This window comes from Pseudomonas sp. FSL R10-2964 (assembly GCF_009600035.1).
Taxonomy (GTDB): Bacteria; Pseudomonadota; Gammaproteobacteria; order Pseudomonadales; family Pseudomonadaceae; genus Aquipseudomonas; species Aquipseudomonas bubulae.
In genome coordinates this window covers 38,902-58,357 of sequence record NZ_WIWH01000022.1, presented here as the reverse complement: position 1 = coordinate 58,357, position 19,456 = coordinate 38,902, and the positions used below count along the sequence as shown (strand labels likewise).

Here is a 19,456-nt window from a genome sequence, read left to right as displayed (position 1 = left end):
GACAATGCACAACACGCTATCGCGCCCCCGGACGACAACGGCACTACATAGATACCCGGGCACTTTCCGGGGGATCAAACGACAGCGACAGTTGCCGGTTTGAAGTACCCGAGCCAGGTAATCAACAACGTCTGAGAGTCGGCATTCATCAGGATCACCCTCTCGCGAAACACCGGGTCACTGAAAAACCGGTCACGCACCTCTTCGATGTTTTTGCTGCGAGTCTTGTGGATCAAGCTGTGTGCCAGCTTGAAAGGGAGGGGCAGGTAACTGCGCCGGTTGCTGTACTTCTCCTTGAAAAGATCTGCCTTGCGAATTTCGGTGGTCAGTTGACGATAACGGTGATCCTGCATCTGCCTTTTAAGCGTACGTATCTGACCATCCCAGTCACGCTCGGGAACCAGCAACTCTTCGAAGGGATGGCTTACACCCAGATAATTGATATCAATGGTGCCCATGACCAGGTGGCTGAATTCATGGAGCAGAATGGTGGCCGTCGAATGCTTGACCCGGTCGAACTCGCGGCCGTCCACCCCCATCACTGACAGGCTGAAAATCTCGTCGGCCGAGGCGAAGTAACCCTGAGAAAAAAGCACGGTCTTGCGTTTGATCACGCTGCCCAGCGAAGAAACTCGCGCCACTTCTCGCGGGTTGGGCGGTGAGTACAAGCCGTAGCGGCTGGAGTGCTGTGGTGAAAACTCGGTGGATTGCAGGGCCGTCAGCAGTTTGTCGACGATGCGTTTGAGCTTGTCGAGCAAGGGGTCGTCGACTTGGCTCACACTGAACACCCTGGCAAGAAAGCGCCGGGTCTGGGCATTCAGCTGGCTGGCGGAGCCGACTGATTGCAGATGCGCCCTGCAATCAGTCAGATAGCGAATAGCCTGTTCGTGCGCCTCCCGAATCACCTGGGCCTTGCGTGGCTGCAGACGTTCGATGGCAGGCATGCCCAGGACCGTAACTGTGTGCTCCCGGCCAAACGAAACGCTCCCCGATGTACCCGACCGCGTGCCCAGTGCCTGACCACCGCCTGGCAACGGTTCCTTGAGATCGAGTACCCAGCGCTGATGGGGGCTGCGTTTGACCAGAGGGCCATCGCGGTCTTCACCAATATGAATACGCCATCGATCCTGCCAGGCTGCGACTTGAAACACCTGCCCGTCCAGAACGATAAAGCGGTGGCCTGACTCGGGGTCAGTAAACAACCCGGAGCCAGTGTCTTCATGCAGACTATCCAACGACACATGATTGGCCGCATAGGGCCGCAAGCTGGCCTGCTGCTCACGGGTCATGGTCTCCAAAGGGGGCCTCGAAGGCAGCAACGACGTGAGGTTCCCCGGTTGTGCGCCTCAGTGCGCCATGGCTACCCGCGATCATCAACAACGCCGTGGCAAAATCAAACACAGCCTGCCCCCAGCGATCATCTGCCACGGCCTGAACAGCTGACTGTGCACTGGTCTGGGCCTGCCAGATCATCAAGGGCACACTCAGCTTGCCCGGCAGAATCAGCAAAGCAGTGTCCGCCAGCAGCGACAGCAGATACACAAGGGAAGCCCAGTCCGCCTGCGCTGCGCTGCGGGCCTGGGTACGAGCCAGGGCCAGCCGCACATTGAGGGTATCGACGTACAACCTGTTCAGGCAGTTACCGGTCAACTGGCCGGGATCGAGGCTGGCGGGAGGATTGGCCACCTGCGGCGAGCTCAAGGTCGGATCGACATAGCCGATATGCGGCTCGCGAAATCCCCCATATTCATAAATTTTACGAACCCGGGGTTCCAGCCGCTCCAGCACCTCGTCCTGCAAGGCTCCAGAACCGTGCAACCGATGCAGAAAATCGGACTGGCTGCTGTACTCTCGAAGCGCAGGCCCCTTGCCGTAGAGCACATACAACACCTGCGGCCCGCTATCCAGAGCAGCCGGACCAATCAGGTACATGCCCTGCGCCCGGTCGGGATGACGACCGGTTACGGCGCGAAAAGCCAGTGGCCGCACAACCAGCTCGATGCCCTTGAAGCGTTCGCGGGCTTTGGCGTCCGGGCTGTTCAGTACATGCTCAACGAAATCATGGGCCGTCTGGCTCAATGCGCCCTTGATTCGGGCTTGCAGCGCGTATTCGAGCACCTGCGCAGGCAGCTGCTGACAGAACAAGCCCTGACGCCGTGCAGCACCCTCATGGCCCGGGGTGAGTTTTTCGACCAGCAGGGCCTGATAGCTTTCGCCAAGATCCAGCGAACGCACCAGCTCACTCACATAGTGGTCATCCAGCCCCGCAGGCAAAGGTTCTTCGCCCAGTGAGCGATAGCTGCGCACGCCAGAGTGCACATTGAAAAAATGACTCAGGGCAAAATACGTCAGCGATCGCCTCAGCCTGGAGACTGCTGCGCCTCCGGCGATCTCTCCGCCAGCCGGTCCGCTGTATTGCACCACGCTGATTTCGACCTTGTCCGGGTCAATTGCCACGCCCGGAAAGTCAGCCTTCAAGCGTGCCAACAACCGCTCGCGGGCATAGTCGAGCAGCTCGGGCACGTCTTGCGAATACCCCTCGCTCCCGGCCTGTTGAATTCGCAGCAGGATCCGACCGTAGGCTTGCTGGTCACTGGTCGCCGCGTGCTTGAGCCAGTCAGGCAAACCCTCACGGAACTGCCATTGGCGGGCGGCGGCGAGCGTTGCGTCAACATTGAACTGCGCCTGCTCCGACCAGTAGCAATCCACCTGGTTGACCAGTTCCGGTGCCGACACCTGCTGCACCACACCTCGCTCCAGCAGGAAGCCGATATCACTGAGGTGTTTTTCTGTCTCCCGGCGCTGGCAGGCTTCAAGCCAGTCGGTGTCGATCACGCTGGCAGTCCATTTCACATCAACGGCGGCCTGCACCCTTTCGCGCTCACGCAAGCTGATACAGCGCAACAGATGCCATTGTTCAACACGATCCCGCAAGCGGGCCTGCAAGGTCTCAAGGCATGATGCCAGTGAATCGAAACATTCCAGGCTCCAGGCTGCCGTCCACAAGACGGCTTGCCCGGAGTTGACGCTGTCAGTGCCACCGCGCCCGGTCATCACAAGGCAGTTGCGCAGCGTGATGCTTGGGCGTCTGCCGGGCAGGGTTAACGCCAGCTCGCAGACATCGGGGATAAACCCGTTGAGCGCCCGTCGTGCAAGGTAAGTCGAATGCTCCAGCACAGCCCTGACAATGGCACTCCCGTTACTGTCCAGGCGTCCGTCCATCTGCCTGACGAATGCCTCGTAACGCAGCGCCGAGCCCCGGAACCGGGCCAGTCGGCTAATCACGGTCGAACCCGCCAATGCGGCCATCCCCATATAGTAAAAACCGTGCAGTTGCTGCATGAATTGCGCAACGAGGCCCACAGAAGCGCGGTCGAGCAAGGCCAGGACGGCTGCGCCATCGGGGTAATGGATCGGCTTGATGTCCGGGCTGTTTTTTTGCACGCCAAGACGTATTCGCGCGCCATCGACCGGGAGCGGACTCCAGCCTGTGACCCGATCCAGCAACGCATCGACCAGCGGGATAACCCGCAACGGCTCCAACTGCTTGCGCAAAGCCGCGGTGCCATAAATACGCAGCACCAGATCCCCGGGGATCAAATGGCTCAAACCAGGCGACGCCAGATGCTGCTTGAGCCGTCGGTGGGCAAAGCCCCTGAGCTCGGGCCGGCCCAGCAGCATCAGGGCTACCTGCCCGTTGAGCACCTGCAGTTTGCTTTGGATCAAAGGTAACGTAGCGCTGTCACCTGCCGTAGCCGCAGCTGTCGCCGGGCCATCAAGCGCCAGCCGGGTACTCCAGCGCCCTTGCTGGTTGGGCTCCGTCAAGCGTGGGTCGAGCAGCGCACGCACATCCAGCCCGTGATCCACCACGGCATTCACATTACAGTCCTTGCCACGTATGGCACCGAGCAGAAAGGTAAAATCCCGCGCCTGCTTGTCGATGATGGAGCGCACACGGTTTTCGAACAGATCACCCTCGATGGTCTCGACACTCAGGACCGGGTCAAGCATAAGGCGCAATACCGGCCGCTGATCCCGTGACACATGACCGAGCAGGTTGTCTCTGTCGCGGGGCTCCTTGAGCCGTGCGAGCACCTGACCCTTGAGCGTCTCGTCATTGTCAAAGCGCTCAAGTGCAGCCTGTTCGCTGAACAAAAACAGCTCGGGAGTGGAGACCGGTACAGACACACTGAACAGCCCGGCCAGTTCTACCCTGGCGCCCCCCTGCCCCAGCAATGACAGCCGGGCGGGCCGCCATTGCCCATGGGCATATCGATCATCATTCAGGCGCGAGCGCCCCACAGCCAGCAGTGCATCGAACTGCACGGGATCAATCCGCCCCTCGTGACGAGCCTGTAACAACCCATTGAAAAACCGGTCGCCCATAAACTGAACAGCCAGCACCCTCAGGCTCAACCCTTTTATGTCCAGATACCACCAGGCTTCGAGTTGCTGCTGCATCACGGCCTGAATGCCCCCGACAATTTCCCTGACCAACTGGTACATGCGCACATCCAGCGTGGGTGATCGTGCTTGAGCTGCATCGAAGGCTACGGTCGGGCTCAGATACTCGCGGATGTGATTACCCGGCCACTCGCCTTTGCCCAGGTACGCCAGTGCCAGATCCAGAAGGCTCATGCTCGACAACGGTGGCTGGCTGCCAGCCGTCGCCATCGCATAGCTGTTGACCTGCAGCGTCTGAGCAGACAGGCCCAACCCCTGGAACTCGTGCTCCAGGGCCAGCGTGAGCTGTGCATTGAGCACCCCGCGCAGGGACGGAAGATCGAGCAGGCGCGCCCTCAACAACTCAAGGTTGTGCAAACGCAGATCCTGCAACGAGCGTGTGCGATGCTCAAATACCCGACCCTCAATCAAGCACCGCCTGATCCTCAGGGAGCGCAGTTTTTTCAGGTCTTCACGCACCTCGATCGGCATAAAGCGCAGCAAGGTGTCACGTACCAGCGGGTCGGCCAGACGCCGCTTGAGGGTTGTGCGCAGCGCGGTTGAATTGGCGATGCGCTCCAATCCACCGAGAGGGGAATACAGGAATGCGCCCGGCGGGTTGCTGTCTGCCCGGGTTACGATGAAATGGCCGGCAAGATCGGCGGCCGGGCCGTTGTCCGCGCCAAGCTCAAGGGCATAGACATGCTGCGGTTGCACCGCAATGACCTGCTGCAGACAGATAAACTCTTGCGCCGTGAGTTGCCCCGCGGCATCGAGCCGCGCCAGGTTGTCCAGATACCCTGTTTGCATGGCGGCGAGCCAGTCATCCGGCTCAAGCTGATCATCTGTCACTGGCGACTGCCTCAGAACCCACGGAAGGCAAATCTTGGCCCGAATCTCCGGTACAACGGCATTAACCGGCTACCACCTGTAAAGATGAACTCTGGTGCAGGGCAAGGCGCGTTATCATGCGCACCTGTATCCGCAGGGCCTTCGCCCGGTAGCGGAGGAACAACCCGGCGTTTATCAAGAGGATCGGCATGTCGCCCTGGCTAACAGTTGTGGGAATCGGTGAGGACGGTTTTGCCGGGCTGGGCAAAAATGCGCGCCGCGCCTTGTTGGGCGCGACCCGCGTAATCGGCAGCCAGCGCCAGCTCGACCTGCTGCCCGCCTGCATTCGCTCCGAGCGCCAGACCTGGCCGAGCCCGTTTTCACTGGCCCCAGTGCTGGCCCTGCGCAACACGCCGACCTGCGTACTGGCCAGCGGCGACCCCATGCTGTTTGGTGTCGGCGCCAGCCTGGCGCGACGGGTAGCGCGGGATGAAATGCAGGTGCTGCCAGCGCCATCGTCCTTTTCCCTGGCCGCAGCACGCATGGGCTGGGCCCTGCAGGACGTAGTCACGCTGTCGGTAGTGGCACGCCCCGTCGTCGCCCTCAATGCCCACCTGCACAGCGGTGTACGTCTGCTGGTACTGAGCAACGATGGCAGCAGCCCGTCCATCATCGCCCGTCTGCTGAGCGCGCAGGGATTTGGTCCCAGCCGCATGACGGTGCTGGAACACCTGGGCGGCCAGGCTGAACGCAGGATCGACACCCGCGCCTGCGACTGGAGTGACCCGCCCGTCGCGGCGCTTAACCTGGTCGCCATCGATTGCCTGGCCGACGCCAGCGCCCGGCCGCTGTCACGTATCGGTGGGCTGCCCGACAGCGCGTTCGAGCATGATGGCCAGTTGACCAAGCGCGATGTGCGCGCCGTAACCCTCGCCCGCCTCGCGCCACTGCCAGGCCAATTGCTGTGGGACGTAGGCGCGGGCAGCGGTTCGATCGGCATCGAGTGGATGCGTACCTGGCCGAGTTGCCGCACCTTGGCGATTGAAGCCGACGAAGGCCGCCAGCAACTGATCGAACGTAACCGCGATACCCTTGGTGTGCCCGGCCTGCAACTGATTCGCGGCAAGGCACCCCAGGCTCTTGACGGTCTGGAGCCCCCGGACGCGATTTTTATCGGTGGCGGCGTAACCCGCGAAGGCGTGCTCGACACCTGCTGGCAGCGACTCAAGCCCGGCGGGCGGCTGGTGGCCAATGCCGTCACCCTGCAAAGCGAAATGCTGCTGATGAGCTGGCGCGAGCGCCACGGCGGCGAACTGACCCGCATCCATATTGCCCAGGCCCAGCCCCTGGGTGAATTCGACACCTGGCGTCAGGCGTTGCCGATTACCCTTCTGGACATGACCAAGCCTCTCGATGCGTGACGAAACTGCCGAACAACCCGCCCCCCTGCGCAGCGGCCTGACCACCGGCAGCTGCGCCACCGCCACCAGCCTGGCCGCTGCCCGCCTGCTGCTGGGCGGCGTGTGTAACGACGCCGTGCAAATCACTTTGCCCAAGGGTAAACAGGTGCAAATGCGCCTGGAGTTCTGCCGTCTGTGGGAAGACGGCGCCGAAGCGGGCACCATCAAGGACGCCGGCGACGATCCCGACGTGACCCACGGCGCACTGCTCTATTCACGGGTGCGCTTGCGACCTGAACCGGGTATTGGCTTTGTTGCCGGGCAAGGTGTCGGCACCGTAACCCGCCCGGGTCTGGTATTGAACGTAGGCGAGCCGGCGATCAACCCGGTGCCACGCAAAATGATCACCGAGCACCTGCAGCAACTGGCAACCGAACTGGGTTACGGCGGTGGCTTTGAAGTGACTGTCAACGTACAGGACGGCGAAGCCCTGGCCCTGAAAACCATGAACCCGCGCCTGGGGATTCTCGGCGGGCTGTCGATCCTGGGCACCAGCGGCATCGTGCGGCCGTTTTCCTGCGCGGCTTATATCGCCTCTATCCACCAGGGCATAGACGTCGCCAAGACCAACGGTTACCTGCATATTGCCGCCTGCACCGGCAATGCCAGCGAAGACACCATGCGCCGGGTCTACAACTTGCCGGAAATCGCCCTGATCGAAATGGGCGACTTTGTCGGCGCAGTGCTCAAGCATCTGCGCAAAGTGCCTGTGGATAAACTGAGCATTTGCGGCGGTTTCGGCAAGATCAGCAAACTGGCCGCCGGGCATATGGACCTGCACAGTCGCCATTCCAGCATCGACCTGCCGCAACTGGCCCAATGGGCAGCGGATATCGGGGCCGACCATCCACTCCAGGAGGCCATCCGCCAGGCCAACACCAGCCAGCAAGCCCTGGCGATGGCCAGTGCGGCCGGTATCGCGTTGGGCGATGTGGTGTGCCAGCACGCTCTGGACTTTGCCCGCAGCGTGGTGCCGGCCCAGGTACAGGTCGAAGTGTTTGCCATCGACCGCCAGGGCGGGATTGTCGGTCACGCCGGAGCCTTTGCATGAAACGTATTTTGTTATTGGGCGGCGTCACCGAGGCGCTGGCCATTGCCCGTACCCTGGGCCCGCAGCATGTCTACAGCCTGGCCGGGGTTGGCCGGGTGCCGACGGACCTGACCTGCGAGGTACGGGTGGGCGGATATGGCGGCGCTGAAGGTTTGGCGCAGTACATCCGCGAACAGCGCATCGACATGCTGCTGGACGCCACCCACCCCTACGCGGCGAAAATCAGCCATAACGCGGCCCTCGCTGCTGCTGCCAGTGGCATCCCGTGCTGGGCGCTGCGCCGCCAGGCCTGGGTGGCGCAGACGGGCGATGACTGGCGTGAAGTGGCAGATTGGAGCGAACTGGTGGAAGCGCTCGCCACCTTCCAGCGCCCCTTGTTCACCTTGGGCCGTGAGCCGCTGGAGCACCTGCACGAAATTCCGCCAGAGCAGTTCTGGACCCTGCGCGCCCTCGACGCTTACCCCGGCACTGCACGCTGCGACGTGATTGGCGCACGCGGGCCGTTCCTCATCGATGACGAACGCCTGTTGTTTGCACAACGGCGCATCGACGTATTGATCAGCAAAAACAGCGGCAGCAGCGCCACCGAACCCAAGCTGCAAGTTGCCCGCGAGCGCGCAGTGCCGGTGTTGATCCTCAAGCGGCCGACGCTGGCGCAGGTGGATCGGGAGTTCCGGACGGTCGAGGAGCTGATGGAAGGGTTGGCGCAGGGGAATTATTTGTGAATGTGTAAAAGCTGGCGATGGTGTATCCTTCAGAATACGATCATGCCCCATGATCACTTTCGAACAAACACGCGAATTCGCCAAATGGTTGGGCGCACTTAAAGACAAAACCGGGCAAGCCCGCATTCTTGCTCGCCTGAAAGCAGCCGGTTTGGGTCACTTCGCCGACTGCGAGTGCGTCGGTGGCGGTGTTTACGAAATGCGGATTCACTGCGGGCCCGGTTATCGAGTCTATTACACCCGCAAAGGCGAAGTGTTCTACCTGCTGCTTGTTGGCGGCGATAAAACCACCCAGACACGAGATATAAAACGCGCAAAACAAATGGCACACACACTGGGTAATGAGGACTGACGCATGACCGAGCAACTTACCCGTTTCGATACCGTTGACTACCTGAAGTCCCCGGAGGATATGGCGGCTTACCTGGACGCCTGTTTCGAAGAGGACCCCGGCGACGGCAGTCTGATCCGAGCGGCGCTCAACGATATCGCCCGCGCCCAAGGCATGACTCAAATCGCCCGCGAAGCCGGGCTGGGCCGTGAAAGCCTGTACAAGGCCCTGGGCAGCAAGGGCAACCCCGAGTTCGCGACTATCATCAAAGTGATGAAGGCGCTGGGGCTCAAGCTGCATGCCACAGCAGCCTGAAATTTGCGCGTACTGGCCGATCGCGACACTTCGCCACACCCGCACTTTTTACTTACGCCGAGCATTCAGGCTAAATAGCCCCTTGATCGCTCCACTCACGGAATTCGTCATGTCCCGACAACGGTTTGCATTTGCCTGGATCGCCTGCTTTGCAGTGCTGTTCAACATGCTCGCCATGTCGATGGCCGGAGCGACCCAATCCGTTGAGCGAGGGCCCACCGAGCAGTTCATGTGGAGCAGCTTCTGCTCCTCCACCGGCACCAAGATGGTCGCCGTATCGTTGGGCACGTTCGAGCCCGCCGACAACCAGCATGACGATCATTCCACCATGCAGCATTGCTGGTGCTGCTCGGGCGCCGCGCCGGTGGTGGCGCTGCCCGCGCATATTCCCAAGCTCTACTTTGCCGCCATCGAGCGGGGCCACAGCCTGGTCCCGGATCACCTCAAGCGCCCCACCCCGCGACAGCAATGGCCGAGCCTCAACCCCCGCGCATCGCCCCTGGTCTGATTCTTCCTCGCAACCCCTTTGCGTTTTGAATCGTTCCGGAGAATTGCCATGTTGAACCTTTCCCTGTTCAAGCACGTCGTGATTGCGGCGGCTGTGTTGCTGCCTGCCTGTTTTGCCAACGCCCACGAATACAAAAGCGGCGACCTCGAAATCGCCCACCCGTGGTCCCAGGAGCTGCCGCCCAATGCGCCCACCGTGGCCGCGTATTTCATCATTCACAACACCGGCAGCACGGCCGATCGGCTGGTCAGTGTCGACACGCCGATTGCCGATAAGGCCGAACTGCACCAGCACATCATGGAAGGCGACTTGATGAAGATGCTGCCCGTGGCCAGCGTCGAAGTGCCGCCCGGCGGCACCGCCACCTTTGCGCCCATGGCGTACCACGTGATGATGTTCGGTCTCAAGGACCGCAGCCTGCTGCAGGACGGCAAGCACTTCCCGCTGACCCTGCATTTTGAAAAAGCCGGCGCCGTGCCGGTTGAGGTCAATGTGCAGAAGCAGGCACCTGAAGACAGCATGGAACACATGCACGCCCACTAACGGCCAAGGTTGCTGATCCCCGTGCGCGAACCTCGCGCCAGGCACTCCATGTCGCACATTCGCGGCAGTTGGCTGAGCCTGTTTGCCATGTTGATGATTTTTATCGGCCCGCTGATTTCCCAGGCGATGCCGATGGATCATCACGCCTCCATGCCCATGTCGATGGATATGGGCATGGGCATGTCTGCGCATGCCGAACATGAACAGCCTTCAGCCGACCACCATGCCATCTGGGAAAAGTGCGGCTACTGCACACTGCTGTTCAGTTGCCCGGCCTTGCCCGGCACCCCGGGCCTGACCCTCTATAACTCACCAGAACCCCGCAGTTACCTGGCCGCCAATCCCCGCCTGGGCCATGCCCGGCAACCGGTCTTCCCCGGCTCCCGCTCCCGCGCGCCTCCCGTATTCCTTTAGCTACCGACACCACAACACATCATCTGGCCGACCTGCATGCACTGTTTCAGACAGTCGCAGGTGCGTGGCCGAGTTGTATTCGTCTGACTATTGGAATGTCTATGTCCCGCTTTACTGCTGCCTCCCGTTTGCCCTTTACCCTCAGCACCCTGTGCTGTGCGATTCTGGCAACCACCGCTGTGGCCGACGAACATGCCGGGCACAGCAATGAGCTGAGCCCGCTGGTGATCACCGCCATCGCCCCCAGCTCACCGCTGACCATCGTCACCAACCCCAAGGACCCGCGCCAGCCCGTGCCTGCCAGTGACGGCGGCGACTACCTCAAGACCATCCCCGGCTTCGCCCTGATCCGCAATGGCGGCACCAACGGCGACCCGGTGCTGCGCGGCATGTTCGGCTCGCGCCTGAATATCCTTACCAACGGCGGCATGATGCTCGGCGCCTGTCCCGGGCGCATGGACGCACCCACCTCCTACATCTCGCCGGAAACCTACGACCAGCTCACGGTGATCAAAGGCCCGCAAACCGTGCTCTGGGGCCCGGGCGCCTCGGCGGGCACCATCCTCTTCGAACGCGAGCCCGAGCACTTCGGCGAACTGGGCACACGGGTCAATGCCAGCCTGCTGGCGGGTTCCAACGGCCGTTTCGACAAAACCATCGATGCCGCCGCCGGTGGCCCGCTGGGCTATGTGCGGGTCATCGGCAACACCGCCCATGCCGATGACTACAAGGACGGCAACGGCGACACCGTGCCGTCGCGTTACGACAAATGGAACGGCGACATTGCCCTGGGCTGGACCCCGGACGCCGACACCCTGCTGGAACTCACCGCCGGCAAGGGCGACGGTGAAGCGCGCTCGGCCGGACGCGGCATGGACGGCAGCCAGTACAAGCGCGAAAGCCTGGGACTGCGTTTTGAAAAGTCCAATATCGGCGACGTTCTCGACAAGATCGAAGCCCAGGTCTACTACAACTACGCCGACCATGTGATGGACAACTACACACTGCGTACCCCGTCGGGCACCGGCATGATGGCCGGGCCGATGGCGTCCAACGTCGACCGCCGCACCCTCGGTGCGCGGATCAAGGCCACCTGGCGTTGGGCCGATTACCAGTTGATCAGCGGCATCGATGCGCAGACCAACGAACACCGCAAACGCATGGGCATGGGCATCGATACCTACAAGGACCAGAACTGGAGCAAGGACGCCGATTTCCACAACTACGGCGCCTTTGGCGAGTTGACCTGGTACGCCGCCGAGCGCGACCGGCTGATTACCGGTGCTCGTCTTGACCGCGCATCCGCCAAGGATTACCGCGCCCGACTCGGCTCGGGGATGATGAGCAAGCCCAACCCGACCCTGGACAAGACCCGCGCCGACACCCTGCCCAGCGGTTTTGTGCGTTACGAGCATGACCTGAGCGACAGCCCGACCACCCTGTACGCCGGGCTGGGCCACACTCAGCGCTTCCCCGATTACTGGGAGCTGTTTTCGCCGAGCTCCGGCCCGACCGGTTCGGTGAATGCATTCGACGCCATCAAGCCCGAGAAAACCACGCAGCTCGATGCGGGCCTGCAATACAAGACCGACACCCTGGAGGCCTGGGCCTCGGTGTACGCCGGCGAGATTCGCGACTACATCCTGTTCGACTATGCCAAGGGCTCATCCCAAGCGCAAAACATCAACGCCCGGGTCATGGGCGGCGAGTTGGGCGCGGCGTATCAGTTGACGTCAAACTGGAAAGCCGACGCCACCCTGGCCTACGCCTGGGGCAAGAACACCAGCGATGGCAAGGCCCTGCCGCAAATGCCGCCGCTGGACACCCGCCTGGGCCTGACCTACAGCGAGGACGACTGGAGTGCCGGCGCCCTGTGGCGCGTCGTGGCGCGCCAGGACCGCATAGACCGCAACGCGGGCAATGTGGTCGGCAAGGATTTCGGCAAAAGTGCCGGCTTTGGCGTGTTCTCGTTGAACGGTGCATACCGCATCAACAAAAACCTCAAGGTCAGCGCCGGGGTCGACAACCTGCTGGACAAAAACTACAGCGAGCACCTGAACATGGCGGGCAACGCCGGGTACGGCTACCCGGCCAATGACCCGCGCGCCATCAATGAACCAGGCCGCACGCTGTGGACCAAGGTGGATGTGAGTTTCTGACAAACCGCTAGCCCTCACCCCAACCCTCTCCGGAGGGAGAGGGAGCTGATTTGCGCCGTGCTTGAACCCGCAGCGGTCAGTCCCCTCTCCCTCTGGGAGAGGGCTAGGGTGAGGGTCTTTGCTGACGACAACAATTTCAACCTTGCGGAGCCGCTCACATGAGCCGACCAACACCGTCTTTCTACAACCTGGCCTGGCGCTGGCATTTCTACGCCGGGTTGTTTGTCGCCCCGTTTATGATCCTGCTTGCCCTGACCGGGATCATTTACCTGTTCAAACCCCAGCTTGATCCACTGCTGTACGACCATCTGCTCAACGTCACCCCGGCCCATCACAGCCTCAGCGCCGATGAGCAACTCAGCCGTGTGCAGGCCACTTATCCACAGGGCCATATCAGCCAGTACCTGCCGCCGATCAATCCGCAACGCAGCGGCCAGTTCGTGGTTCACAACGACGGGCACGAGCTCAATGTGTTTATCAACCCCTACACCGGCCAGGTGCTGGGCGAGCAGGATGCCAAGCTCAACCTGCAAGCCGTGGCGCGCGCCCTGCACGGCGAATTGATGATCGGCACCCTCGGCGACCGGCTGGTGGAACTGGCCGCTGGCTGGGGCGTGGTGCTGGTGGTGTCCGGCCTGTTCCTGTGGTGGCCGCGGGGGCAATCGGCTGCCGGAATTCTATGGCCGCGCCTGAGCAGGCGCGGGCGCGTGCTATGGCGCGACCTTCACGTTGTCACAGGGTTCTGGGGGGCCGCCTTGCTGCTGTTCATGTTGATCAGCGGCATGACCTGGACCGGCTTCTGGGGCAAGCAATATGCCGACCTGTGGAACCGTTTCCCGGTAGCCATGTGGAACGACGTGCCGAAGTCTGATATCGAGGCCCGCAGCCTCAATACCGCCAATCGCCAGACCGTGCCCTGGGCAATGGAAAACACACCGATGCCGGTCTCCGGCGCCCACGCCGAACATATGGCCCACGCCGCGCACACCTCAGGCCCCGCCGCCCCCGGCATCACCCTGCAAGCGGTGGTCGACACCGCCACGGCCCGCCAGGTCGAGGCCGGCTACAGCATCACCCTGCCGACCACCGCCACCGGCGTATTCACCATTGCCGTATTCGCCGACGACCCGCGTAACGACGCCACCCTGCATGTCGATCAATACACCGGCACGGTACTGGCCGACGTGCGTTGGCAGCATTACAGCAATGTCGCCCGCGCCACCGAAATGGGCGTGATGCTGCACGAAGGCAAGCTGTTCGGCCCGCTCAACCAGATCGTGATGCTGCTGGTGTGCCTGATGATCCTGCTCAGTTCCGTAAGCGGCCTGGTGATCTGGTGGAAGCGTCGCCCGCAAGGCGGTTTGGGGGTTCCGCCGCTGCGTCACGACCTGCCGACCTGGAAGGCCGGCGTTGCCATCATGCTCGCTCTGGCTATCGTATTCCCGCTGGTGGGCGCCTCGTTGATCGCAGTGTGGGGGCTCGACCGGTTATGGCTGATGGTGCGCAAACTACGGCCGGATGAGCGCCTTTCATAACCAGCATGAACCATCCGAGAGGCGCATTGCAGAGCCACCCCTATAATGGCACGCCAATATCATGCGCGAAATAAGTGTTACTGTATAACAAAACCATTTAAGCTCCATCACCCGCCGCCAGGAGGCAGCGGGGACACCCTCTGAAATAAGCGACTCACTGCCCTGATGAACAAGTACTTTTTGTCCAGTCTCTGCCTGCTGGCGCTGAACAGCGCCCAGGCCGATGACGCCGCCCCCTCTCTGATGCTGCCTGCCGCGAGCGTTACCGCGCCTGAAGTCGAGATTGAAAGCATCGACCTCAAGACCGCCACCAGCGCCGGTTCACGCCTGAACCTTACCGGCCTCGAAACGCCTGCCAGCGTTGAAAGCCTGACCGGCGCGCAAATCCGCGCCCGTGGCGACCGCAGCGTGCAGGACGCCGTGACCCGCACCACCGGCATCAGCAACACCGGCACACCGGGCAACGGCGGCTCCGCCTATTCGGCCCGGGGCTTTGTCGGCGAAGGCTCGGTGATGCAGCTCTATGACGGCGTACGCATGTACAGCGGCGCGGGCACCGTGACCTTCCCGGTGGACGACTGGTCGGTGGAACGCATCGACGTGCTGCGCGGCCCGGCCTCGGTGCTGTATGGCGAAGGCGCTACCGGCGCAGTGATTAACGTAATCCCGAAAAAACCCTTCTCCGGTGCCATAGAAAACCATGTCCGTGTGGGCTACGGCTCGTACGACACCCGCCAGCAGGCACTCGACAGCGGCGGCTCGCTGACCGATACCCTGAGCTATCGGTTGAATATCAACCACGTCCAGAGCAATGGCTGGATCGACCACGGCGACTCCGAAAACACCTTTGTCAGCGCCGCTCTGCGCTGGCAGGCCAGCGATGACCTGGCGTTTACCCTGAGCCACGACTATGGCGATCAGGAGCCGCAAAACGATTTCGGCGTACCCCTGATCAATGGCCGGTATCACGAGAGCCTGCGGGACAAGAACTACAACGTGCGCGATGCAAAACTGCATTACAACGACCAGTGGACGCGCCTCAATACTGAATGGCAGATCAACGACGCCCTCAGTGCCAACAACGAGCTGTATTACCTCAAGGCCCAACGCCGCTGGCAGAACGCCGAAAACCACGCCTGGAATGAAAGCCAGCAGACCTTGCTGCGCAGGGGCTACTTCAGCATCAAGCACGAGCAGGAACAGGTCGGCGACCGCCAGACCTTCACCCTCAACCACGACCTGTTCGGCCTTGAAAGCAGAACCCTGGTGGGCGCGGATTACAACCGCATCCACTTCAACCTGCACAGCAACTCGCCGTATAAAGACGTGAATGAAAACGGTCAGCCGATTGACCTGTACCACCCGGATCGTGGCGAATTTGAAAGTGACTCGCCGTACCGCGATCAATACACCACCACCACGCAACAGGTTTCGCTGTTCGCCGAAAACCGCACCGAGCTGAACGATCAACTGTCGCTGGTCACCGGGGTGCGCCGCGATATCGTGCATCTGGACCGCGATGACTTCGCGGTCAATGGCGACGCCACTCGAACTGACCGCAGCCTGTCGGCCAACAGCTGGAAAGTCGGGTTGGTATACGAACTGACCCCGGACATGTCGATCTATGCCCAGCAAGCCACCAGCGTTGATGGCGTGGGCGGCTTGATCAGCCTGAGCGAGAAGCAGCAAAACTTCGAACTGGCCCATGCGCGCCAGACCGAAATCGGCTTCAAGCAGATGTTCTGGGATCAGCGCGGCGAATGGACCCTGGCGGCCTATCACATCGTCAAAAAAGACCTGCTGACCTCCGACCCGAATATCCCGGGCAATACGCTGCAAGTGGGCGAGCAGTCCTCCAGCGGCCTGGAAGCCAGCCTTGACCTGCAACTGCCGCAGCGCTGGGCGTTGCAAGCCAACGCCTCGGTGGTGCGCGCGCAGTACGACAAGTTCGACGATGAAGGCGTATCGCGCAAAGGCAACCGTCCCACCGACGTACCCCGTCGCACCGCCAATCTGTGGTTGAGCAAGGCCATCAACGATGATGTAAGTGCCGGTGCCGGCGTGCGCTATGTCGACTCGCGTTATGCCGACATGGCCAACAACGTCGAGCTGCCGAGCTACACCGTGGTAGACGCCAGCGTGAGCTGGAAAGCGATGCCCAAAACCACCCTGGGTTTGCGTTTGAACAATTTGTTCGACCGCCAGTACGCCGTAACCCAATACAATGGCGGCCAGCAATGGATCATGGGCGAACCGCGTTCGTTTTTCGTGACGGCTGATTACACCTTTTAACCGCTGGCCCTCACCCCAACCCTCTCCCGGAGGGAGAGGGCTAGGGTGAGGGGCTTTTGACTTTAAAGAACAACCGGACTTTTATGACCCGCCTCACCCTCACCCAGCTCGCCTGGAGCCCTCTGGGCCACGGCCATTGCCATCACCAGTTCCAGCTGCGTGATGCCAACCTGCATGTCGCGGCGGGTGAGTTTGTGGGGCTGATCGGGCCCAACGGCAGCGGCAAGACCAGCCTGTTGCGCTGCGCCTACCGTTTCAGCAAGCCGCAATCGGGCACTGTCCAGCTCGACCGCCACAATCTCTGGCAGCAATCACCCCGCTGGTGCGCGCAACGCATCGCCGTGGTGTTGCAAGAATTCCCCGACACTTTCGGCCTGACCGTCGATGAAGTGGTCGCCATGGGCCGTACCCCGCACAAAGGCCTGTTCGATGGCGACACCCAAGCTGATCGCCAACTGGCCACAAACGCCCTCGCATCCGTCGGCCTGCAGGGTTTTGAAGACCACGCTTTCGCTACCCTCTCGGGCGGCGAAAAACAACGGGTGATCCTGGCCCGTGCCCTGACCCAGCAACCCGAACTGCTGATCCTCGACGAGCCCACCAATCACCTCGACCCGCGCTATCAGCTGGAGTTGCTGCAACTGGTCAAGCGCCTGAACATCGGCACCCTGGCCAGCATCCACGACCTCAATCTGGCCGCTGCCTTTTGTGACCGGCTGTACGTCATTGACCACGGCAAGATCATCGCCAGCGGCACGCCCCGTGAAGTCTTGACTGTGGAGCTGTTGCGCGACGTGTTTGGCGTGGCGGCCCTGATCGACGACCATCCGCTGTCCGGCTACCCGCGCATAACCTGGATAACCCACGCATGAACCTGATTCGTTTCGCCCTCTGCCTGGGCGCAGTGCTCGCCTCGCCCCTGGCCTTTGCCGAGGCCACGCAGTACCCGCTGACTATCAAGAGTTGCAATCGCGACGTGACCTTCGACCAGGCCCCCAAACACGCGGTCAGCCATGACATCAACATGACCCAGATGATGCTCGCCCTCGGTCTCAAGCCACACATGGCCGGCTACAGCGGGATCAGCGGGTGGAAGGCCGTGACCCCGCAGATGAAAGTGATCCTCGATGGTCTGCCGGAACTGGCGAGCAAATACCCGTCAGTGGAAACCCTGCTCAATGCCAACGTCGATTTCTTCTTCGCCGGCTGGGACTACGGCATGCGCGTGGGCGGCGACCTCACGCCGCAAACCCTGACCCCGCTGGGCATCAATGTGTATGAGCTGACCGAGTCCTGCGCATTTGTGATGAAGCGCCCGCCCGCCAGCATGGAAGACACCTATAACGACCTGCGCAACCTGGGCAGGATCTTCGACGTGCAGGATCGCGCCAGTGCGTTGATCGCCCAGATGCAGGCAAAAATTGCAGACGTCCAAAACACCCTGCCCACCTCGAAGCCCCGGGTTTTCCTGTATGACAGCGGTGAAGACCGGGCCATGACTTCGGGCAAACTGGGTATCCCCCACGCATTGATCGAAGCCGCCGGTGGCAACGATATCCTCAGCGATATCGACGCCAGCTGGACCCGTATCAATTGGGAAACCGTGGTCGAGCGCAACCCCGAAGTCATCGTGATCGTTGATTACAGCGAGGTCACCGCCGAGCAGAAACAACGCTTCCTGGAAACCAACCCGGCGCTGCAATCGGTAGACGCGATCCGTAACAAGCGCTTTATCGTTATCCCTTATGTGCAGGCCACGCCGGGCATCGACAACGTGCTCGCCATCGAAACCCTGGCTAAAGGCTTTCACCCGCAATGATGGCCAGCCGCTACGCCCTGTTGCTGACTGGTCTTGGCGCATTGCTGCTGGTGTCGTGTGTGGTTTCGCTGGGTTTTGGCCCGGCGCGGGTGCCAGTGGACGTGGTGTGGCAGATTCTGCTGCACAAGCTGTTTGGCATCGGCGACGTTAACTGGAGCGCGGGCCAGGAACATATCGTGTGGCTGATCCGCGTGCCGCGCATGTTGCTGGGGGCGCTGGTGGGCGCAGGGCTGGCACTGATCGGCGCGGTGTTGCAGGCCGTGACCCGCAACCCCCTGGCCGACCCGCACCTGCTGGGTGTGACCAGCGGCGCCACGCTGGGGGCGGTGATTGTGGTGCTGCATGTGGGCGAAATCGTCGGGCTGCTGACCCTGCCCATTGCCGCATTTATCGGGGCGCTGTTGAGCATGGCTCTGGTACTGGCCATCGCCAGCCGACACGGCCGGCTCGACAGCGACCGTTTGCTGCTGTGCGGCGTGGCCGTATCCTTTGTGATGATGGCCGTGGCCAATACCCTGCTGTTTCTGGGCGACCACCGGGCCAGTTCCGCGGTGCTGTTCTGGATGCTCGGCGGGCTGGGACTGGCGCGCTGGGAGCTGCTGGCCATCCCCAGCGCCAGCGTGCTGCTGGGGCTGGTGTTGCTGCTGGGTATGGCACGCCCGCTGAATGCCCTGATGGCCGGCGAACAAACCGCCGTGACCCTGGGCTTGAATGCGCGCAATGTGCGCCTGCGAGTATTTTTGATCGCCTCGCTGATGACCGGCGTGCTGGTGGCCATCAGTGGCTCCATTGGTTTTGTCGGGCTGATGATTCCGCATATCGCCCGCCGCCTGGTGGGCGCGGAGCATCGACGTCTGCTGCCGGTATCCGCCTTGCTGGGCAGTGTGTTCCTGGTCTGGGTCGACGTGGCGGCACGCACCCTGATCGCCCCCGAAGACCTGCCCATAGGCGTGGCCACGGCGGCGATTGGCGGGCTGTTTTTTATCGGGTTGATGCGCAAACGCTAACACCGCCTGACAGGGCGGTAGTG

At 61.8% G+C, this 19,456-nt stretch carries 16 protein-coding genes; 14 read left to right on the top strand and 2 right to left on the bottom strand.

The annotated features are described in order from the left end of the window. Positions 1–74: 74 nt before the first annotated feature. Complete coding sequence (locus GHN92_RS14135) at positions 75–1,289, bottom strand: DUF6543 domain-containing protein (RefSeq protein WP_153380409.1); 1,215 nt, start codon at positions 1,287–1,289, stop codon at positions 75–77. Further along, on the bottom strand, positions 1,279–5,295 hold the full coding sequence (locus GHN92_RS14130) for a dermonecrotic toxin domain-containing protein (RefSeq protein WP_153380407.1): 4,017 nt from the start codon (positions 5,293–5,295) through the stop codon (positions 1,279–1,281). The genes GHN92_RS14135 and GHN92_RS14130 overlap by 11 nt, the downstream gene beginning before the upstream one ends. 188 nt (positions 5,296–5,483) lie before the next feature. Here GHN92_RS14130 and cbiE point away from each other — a divergent pair, with 188 nt between their 5' ends. The 14 genes from cbiE to GHN92_RS14060 all read left to right on the top strand — a co-directional run bounded on the left by cbiE (position 5,484) and on the right by GHN92_RS14060 (position 19,433). Continuing rightward, positions 5,484–6,695, top strand: coding sequence for a precorrin-6y C5,15-methyltransferase (decarboxylating) subunit CbiE (cbiE, locus tag GHN92_RS14125; RefSeq protein ID WP_153380405.1), 1,212 nt, complete (start codon positions 5,484–5,486; stop codon positions 6,693–6,695). Continuing rightward, on the top strand, positions 6,688–7,785 hold the full coding sequence (locus GHN92_RS14120; protein ID WP_133144730.1) for a cobalt-precorrin-5B (C(1))-methyltransferase: 1,098 nt from the start codon (positions 6,688–6,690) through the stop codon (positions 7,783–7,785). The genes cbiE and GHN92_RS14120 overlap by 8 nt, the downstream gene beginning before the upstream one ends. Continuing rightward, positions 7,782–8,510: a cobalt-precorrin-6A reductase gene (locus tag GHN92_RS14115; RefSeq protein ID WP_095025272.1), complete on the top strand. Its 729-nt coding sequence runs from the start codon at positions 7,782–7,784 to the stop codon at positions 8,508–8,510. The genes GHN92_RS14120 and GHN92_RS14115 overlap by 4 nt, the downstream gene beginning before the upstream one ends. A gap of 49 nt (positions 8,511–8,559) precedes the next feature. Continuing rightward, a complete protein-coding gene (locus GHN92_RS14110; RefSeq protein ID WP_095020804.1) occupies positions 8,560–8,862 on the top strand; it encodes a type II toxin-antitoxin system RelE/ParE family toxin in 303 nt (100 codons plus the stop codon). Between the two features lie 3 nt (positions 8,863–8,865). Further along, positions 8,866–9,156, top strand: a complete 291-nt coding sequence (locus GHN92_RS14105) for an addiction module antidote protein (protein WP_095024324.1) — start codon at positions 8,866–8,868, stop codon at positions 9,154–9,156. A gap of 109 nt (positions 9,157–9,265) precedes the next feature. After that, positions 9,266–9,664, top strand: a complete 399-nt coding sequence (locus tag GHN92_RS14100) for a DUF2946 domain-containing protein (RefSeq protein ID WP_095001016.1) — start codon at positions 9,266–9,268, stop codon at positions 9,662–9,664. Between the two features lie 48 nt (positions 9,665–9,712). Then, positions 9,713–10,207 carry a copper chaperone PCu(A)C gene (locus GHN92_RS14095; protein WP_095001015.1) on the top strand — a complete coding sequence of 165 codons (495 nt, stop codon included), beginning with the start codon at positions 9,713–9,715 and terminating at the stop codon, positions 10,205–10,207. A 48-nt stretch (positions 10,208–10,255) separates the two neighbouring features. Beyond that, positions 10,256–10,621: a DUF2946 domain-containing protein gene (locus tag GHN92_RS14090; RefSeq protein ID WP_095026294.1), complete on the top strand. Its 366-nt coding sequence runs from the start codon at positions 10,256–10,258 to the stop codon at positions 10,619–10,621. Positions 10,622–10,722: 101 nt separating this feature from the next. After that, positions 10,723–12,780, top strand: a complete 2,058-nt coding sequence (locus GHN92_RS14085) for a TonB-dependent copper receptor (protein WP_095017655.1) — start codon at positions 10,723–10,725, stop codon at positions 12,778–12,780. Positions 12,781–12,938: 158 nt separating this feature from the next. Continuing rightward, positions 12,939–14,315, top strand: coding sequence for a PepSY domain-containing protein (locus GHN92_RS14080; protein WP_133144731.1), 1,377 nt, complete (start codon positions 12,939–12,941; stop codon positions 14,313–14,315). Between the two features lie 165 nt (positions 14,316–14,480). Next, positions 14,481–16,607 (top strand): TonB-dependent siderophore receptor, encoded by a 2,127-nt coding sequence (locus tag GHN92_RS14075; protein WP_133144732.1) that lies wholly within the window; start codon positions 14,481–14,483, stop codon positions 16,605–16,607. Positions 16,608–16,690: 83 nt separating this feature from the next. Then, positions 16,691–17,479: an ABC transporter ATP-binding protein gene (locus GHN92_RS14070; protein ID WP_095001010.1), complete on the top strand. Its 789-nt coding sequence runs from the start codon at positions 16,691–16,693 to the stop codon at positions 17,477–17,479. Next, on the top strand, positions 17,476–18,426 hold the full coding sequence (locus GHN92_RS14065; protein WP_095001009.1) for an ABC transporter substrate-binding protein: 951 nt from the start codon (positions 17,476–17,478) through the stop codon (positions 18,424–18,426). The genes GHN92_RS14070 and GHN92_RS14065 overlap by 4 nt, the downstream gene beginning before the upstream one ends. Continuing rightward, positions 18,423–19,433, top strand: coding sequence for an iron ABC transporter permease (locus GHN92_RS14060; RefSeq protein WP_095001008.1), 1,011 nt, complete (start codon positions 18,423–18,425; stop codon positions 19,431–19,433). The genes GHN92_RS14065 and GHN92_RS14060 overlap by 4 nt, the downstream gene beginning before the upstream one ends. Positions 19,434–19,456: the final 23 nt, after the last annotated feature.

Coding starts and splice junctions, on each gene's coding strand:
- GHN92_RS14135 (WP_153380409.1), bottom strand. CDS start 1,289: ATGACCCGTGAGCAGCAGGCCAGCTTGCGGCCCTATGCGGCCAATCAT.
- cbiE (WP_153380405.1), top strand. CDS start 5,484: ATGTCGCCCTGGCTAACAGTTGTGGGAATCGGTGAGGACGGTTTTGCC.
- GHN92_RS14120 (WP_133144730.1), top strand. CDS start 6,688: ATGCGTGACGAAACTGCCGAACAACCCGCCCCCCTGCGCAGCGGCCTG.
- GHN92_RS14115 (WP_095025272.1), top strand. CDS start 7,782: ATGAAACGTATTTTGTTATTGGGCGGCGTCACCGAGGCGCTGGCCATT.
- GHN92_RS14110 (WP_095020804.1), top strand. CDS start 8,560: ATGATCACTTTCGAACAAACACGCGAATTCGCCAAATGGTTGGGCGCA.
- GHN92_RS14105 (WP_095024324.1), top strand. CDS start 8,866: ATGACCGAGCAACTTACCCGTTTCGATACCGTTGACTACCTGAAGTCC.
- GHN92_RS14100 (WP_095001016.1), top strand. CDS start 9,266: ATGTCCCGACAACGGTTTGCATTTGCCTGGATCGCCTGCTTTGCAGTG.
- GHN92_RS14095 (WP_095001015.1), top strand. CDS start 9,713: ATGTTGAACCTTTCCCTGTTCAAGCACGTCGTGATTGCGGCGGCTGTG.
- GHN92_RS14090 (WP_095026294.1), top strand. CDS start 10,256: ATGTCGCACATTCGCGGCAGTTGGCTGAGCCTGTTTGCCATGTTGATG.
- GHN92_RS14085 (WP_095017655.1), top strand. CDS start 10,723: ATGTCCCGCTTTACTGCTGCCTCCCGTTTGCCCTTTACCCTCAGCACC.
- GHN92_RS14080 (WP_133144731.1), top strand. CDS start 12,939: ATGAGCCGACCAACACCGTCTTTCTACAACCTGGCCTGGCGCTGGCAT.
- GHN92_RS14075 (WP_133144732.1), top strand. CDS start 14,481: ATGAACAAGTACTTTTTGTCCAGTCTCTGCCTGCTGGCGCTGAACAGC.
- GHN92_RS14070 (WP_095001010.1), top strand. CDS start 16,691: ATGACCCGCCTCACCCTCACCCAGCTCGCCTGGAGCCCTCTGGGCCAC.
- GHN92_RS14065 (WP_095001009.1), top strand. CDS start 17,476: ATGAACCTGATTCGTTTCGCCCTCTGCCTGGGCGCAGTGCTCGCCTCG.
- GHN92_RS14060 (WP_095001008.1), top strand. CDS start 18,423: ATGATGGCCAGCCGCTACGCCCTGTTGCTGACTGGTCTTGGCGCATTG.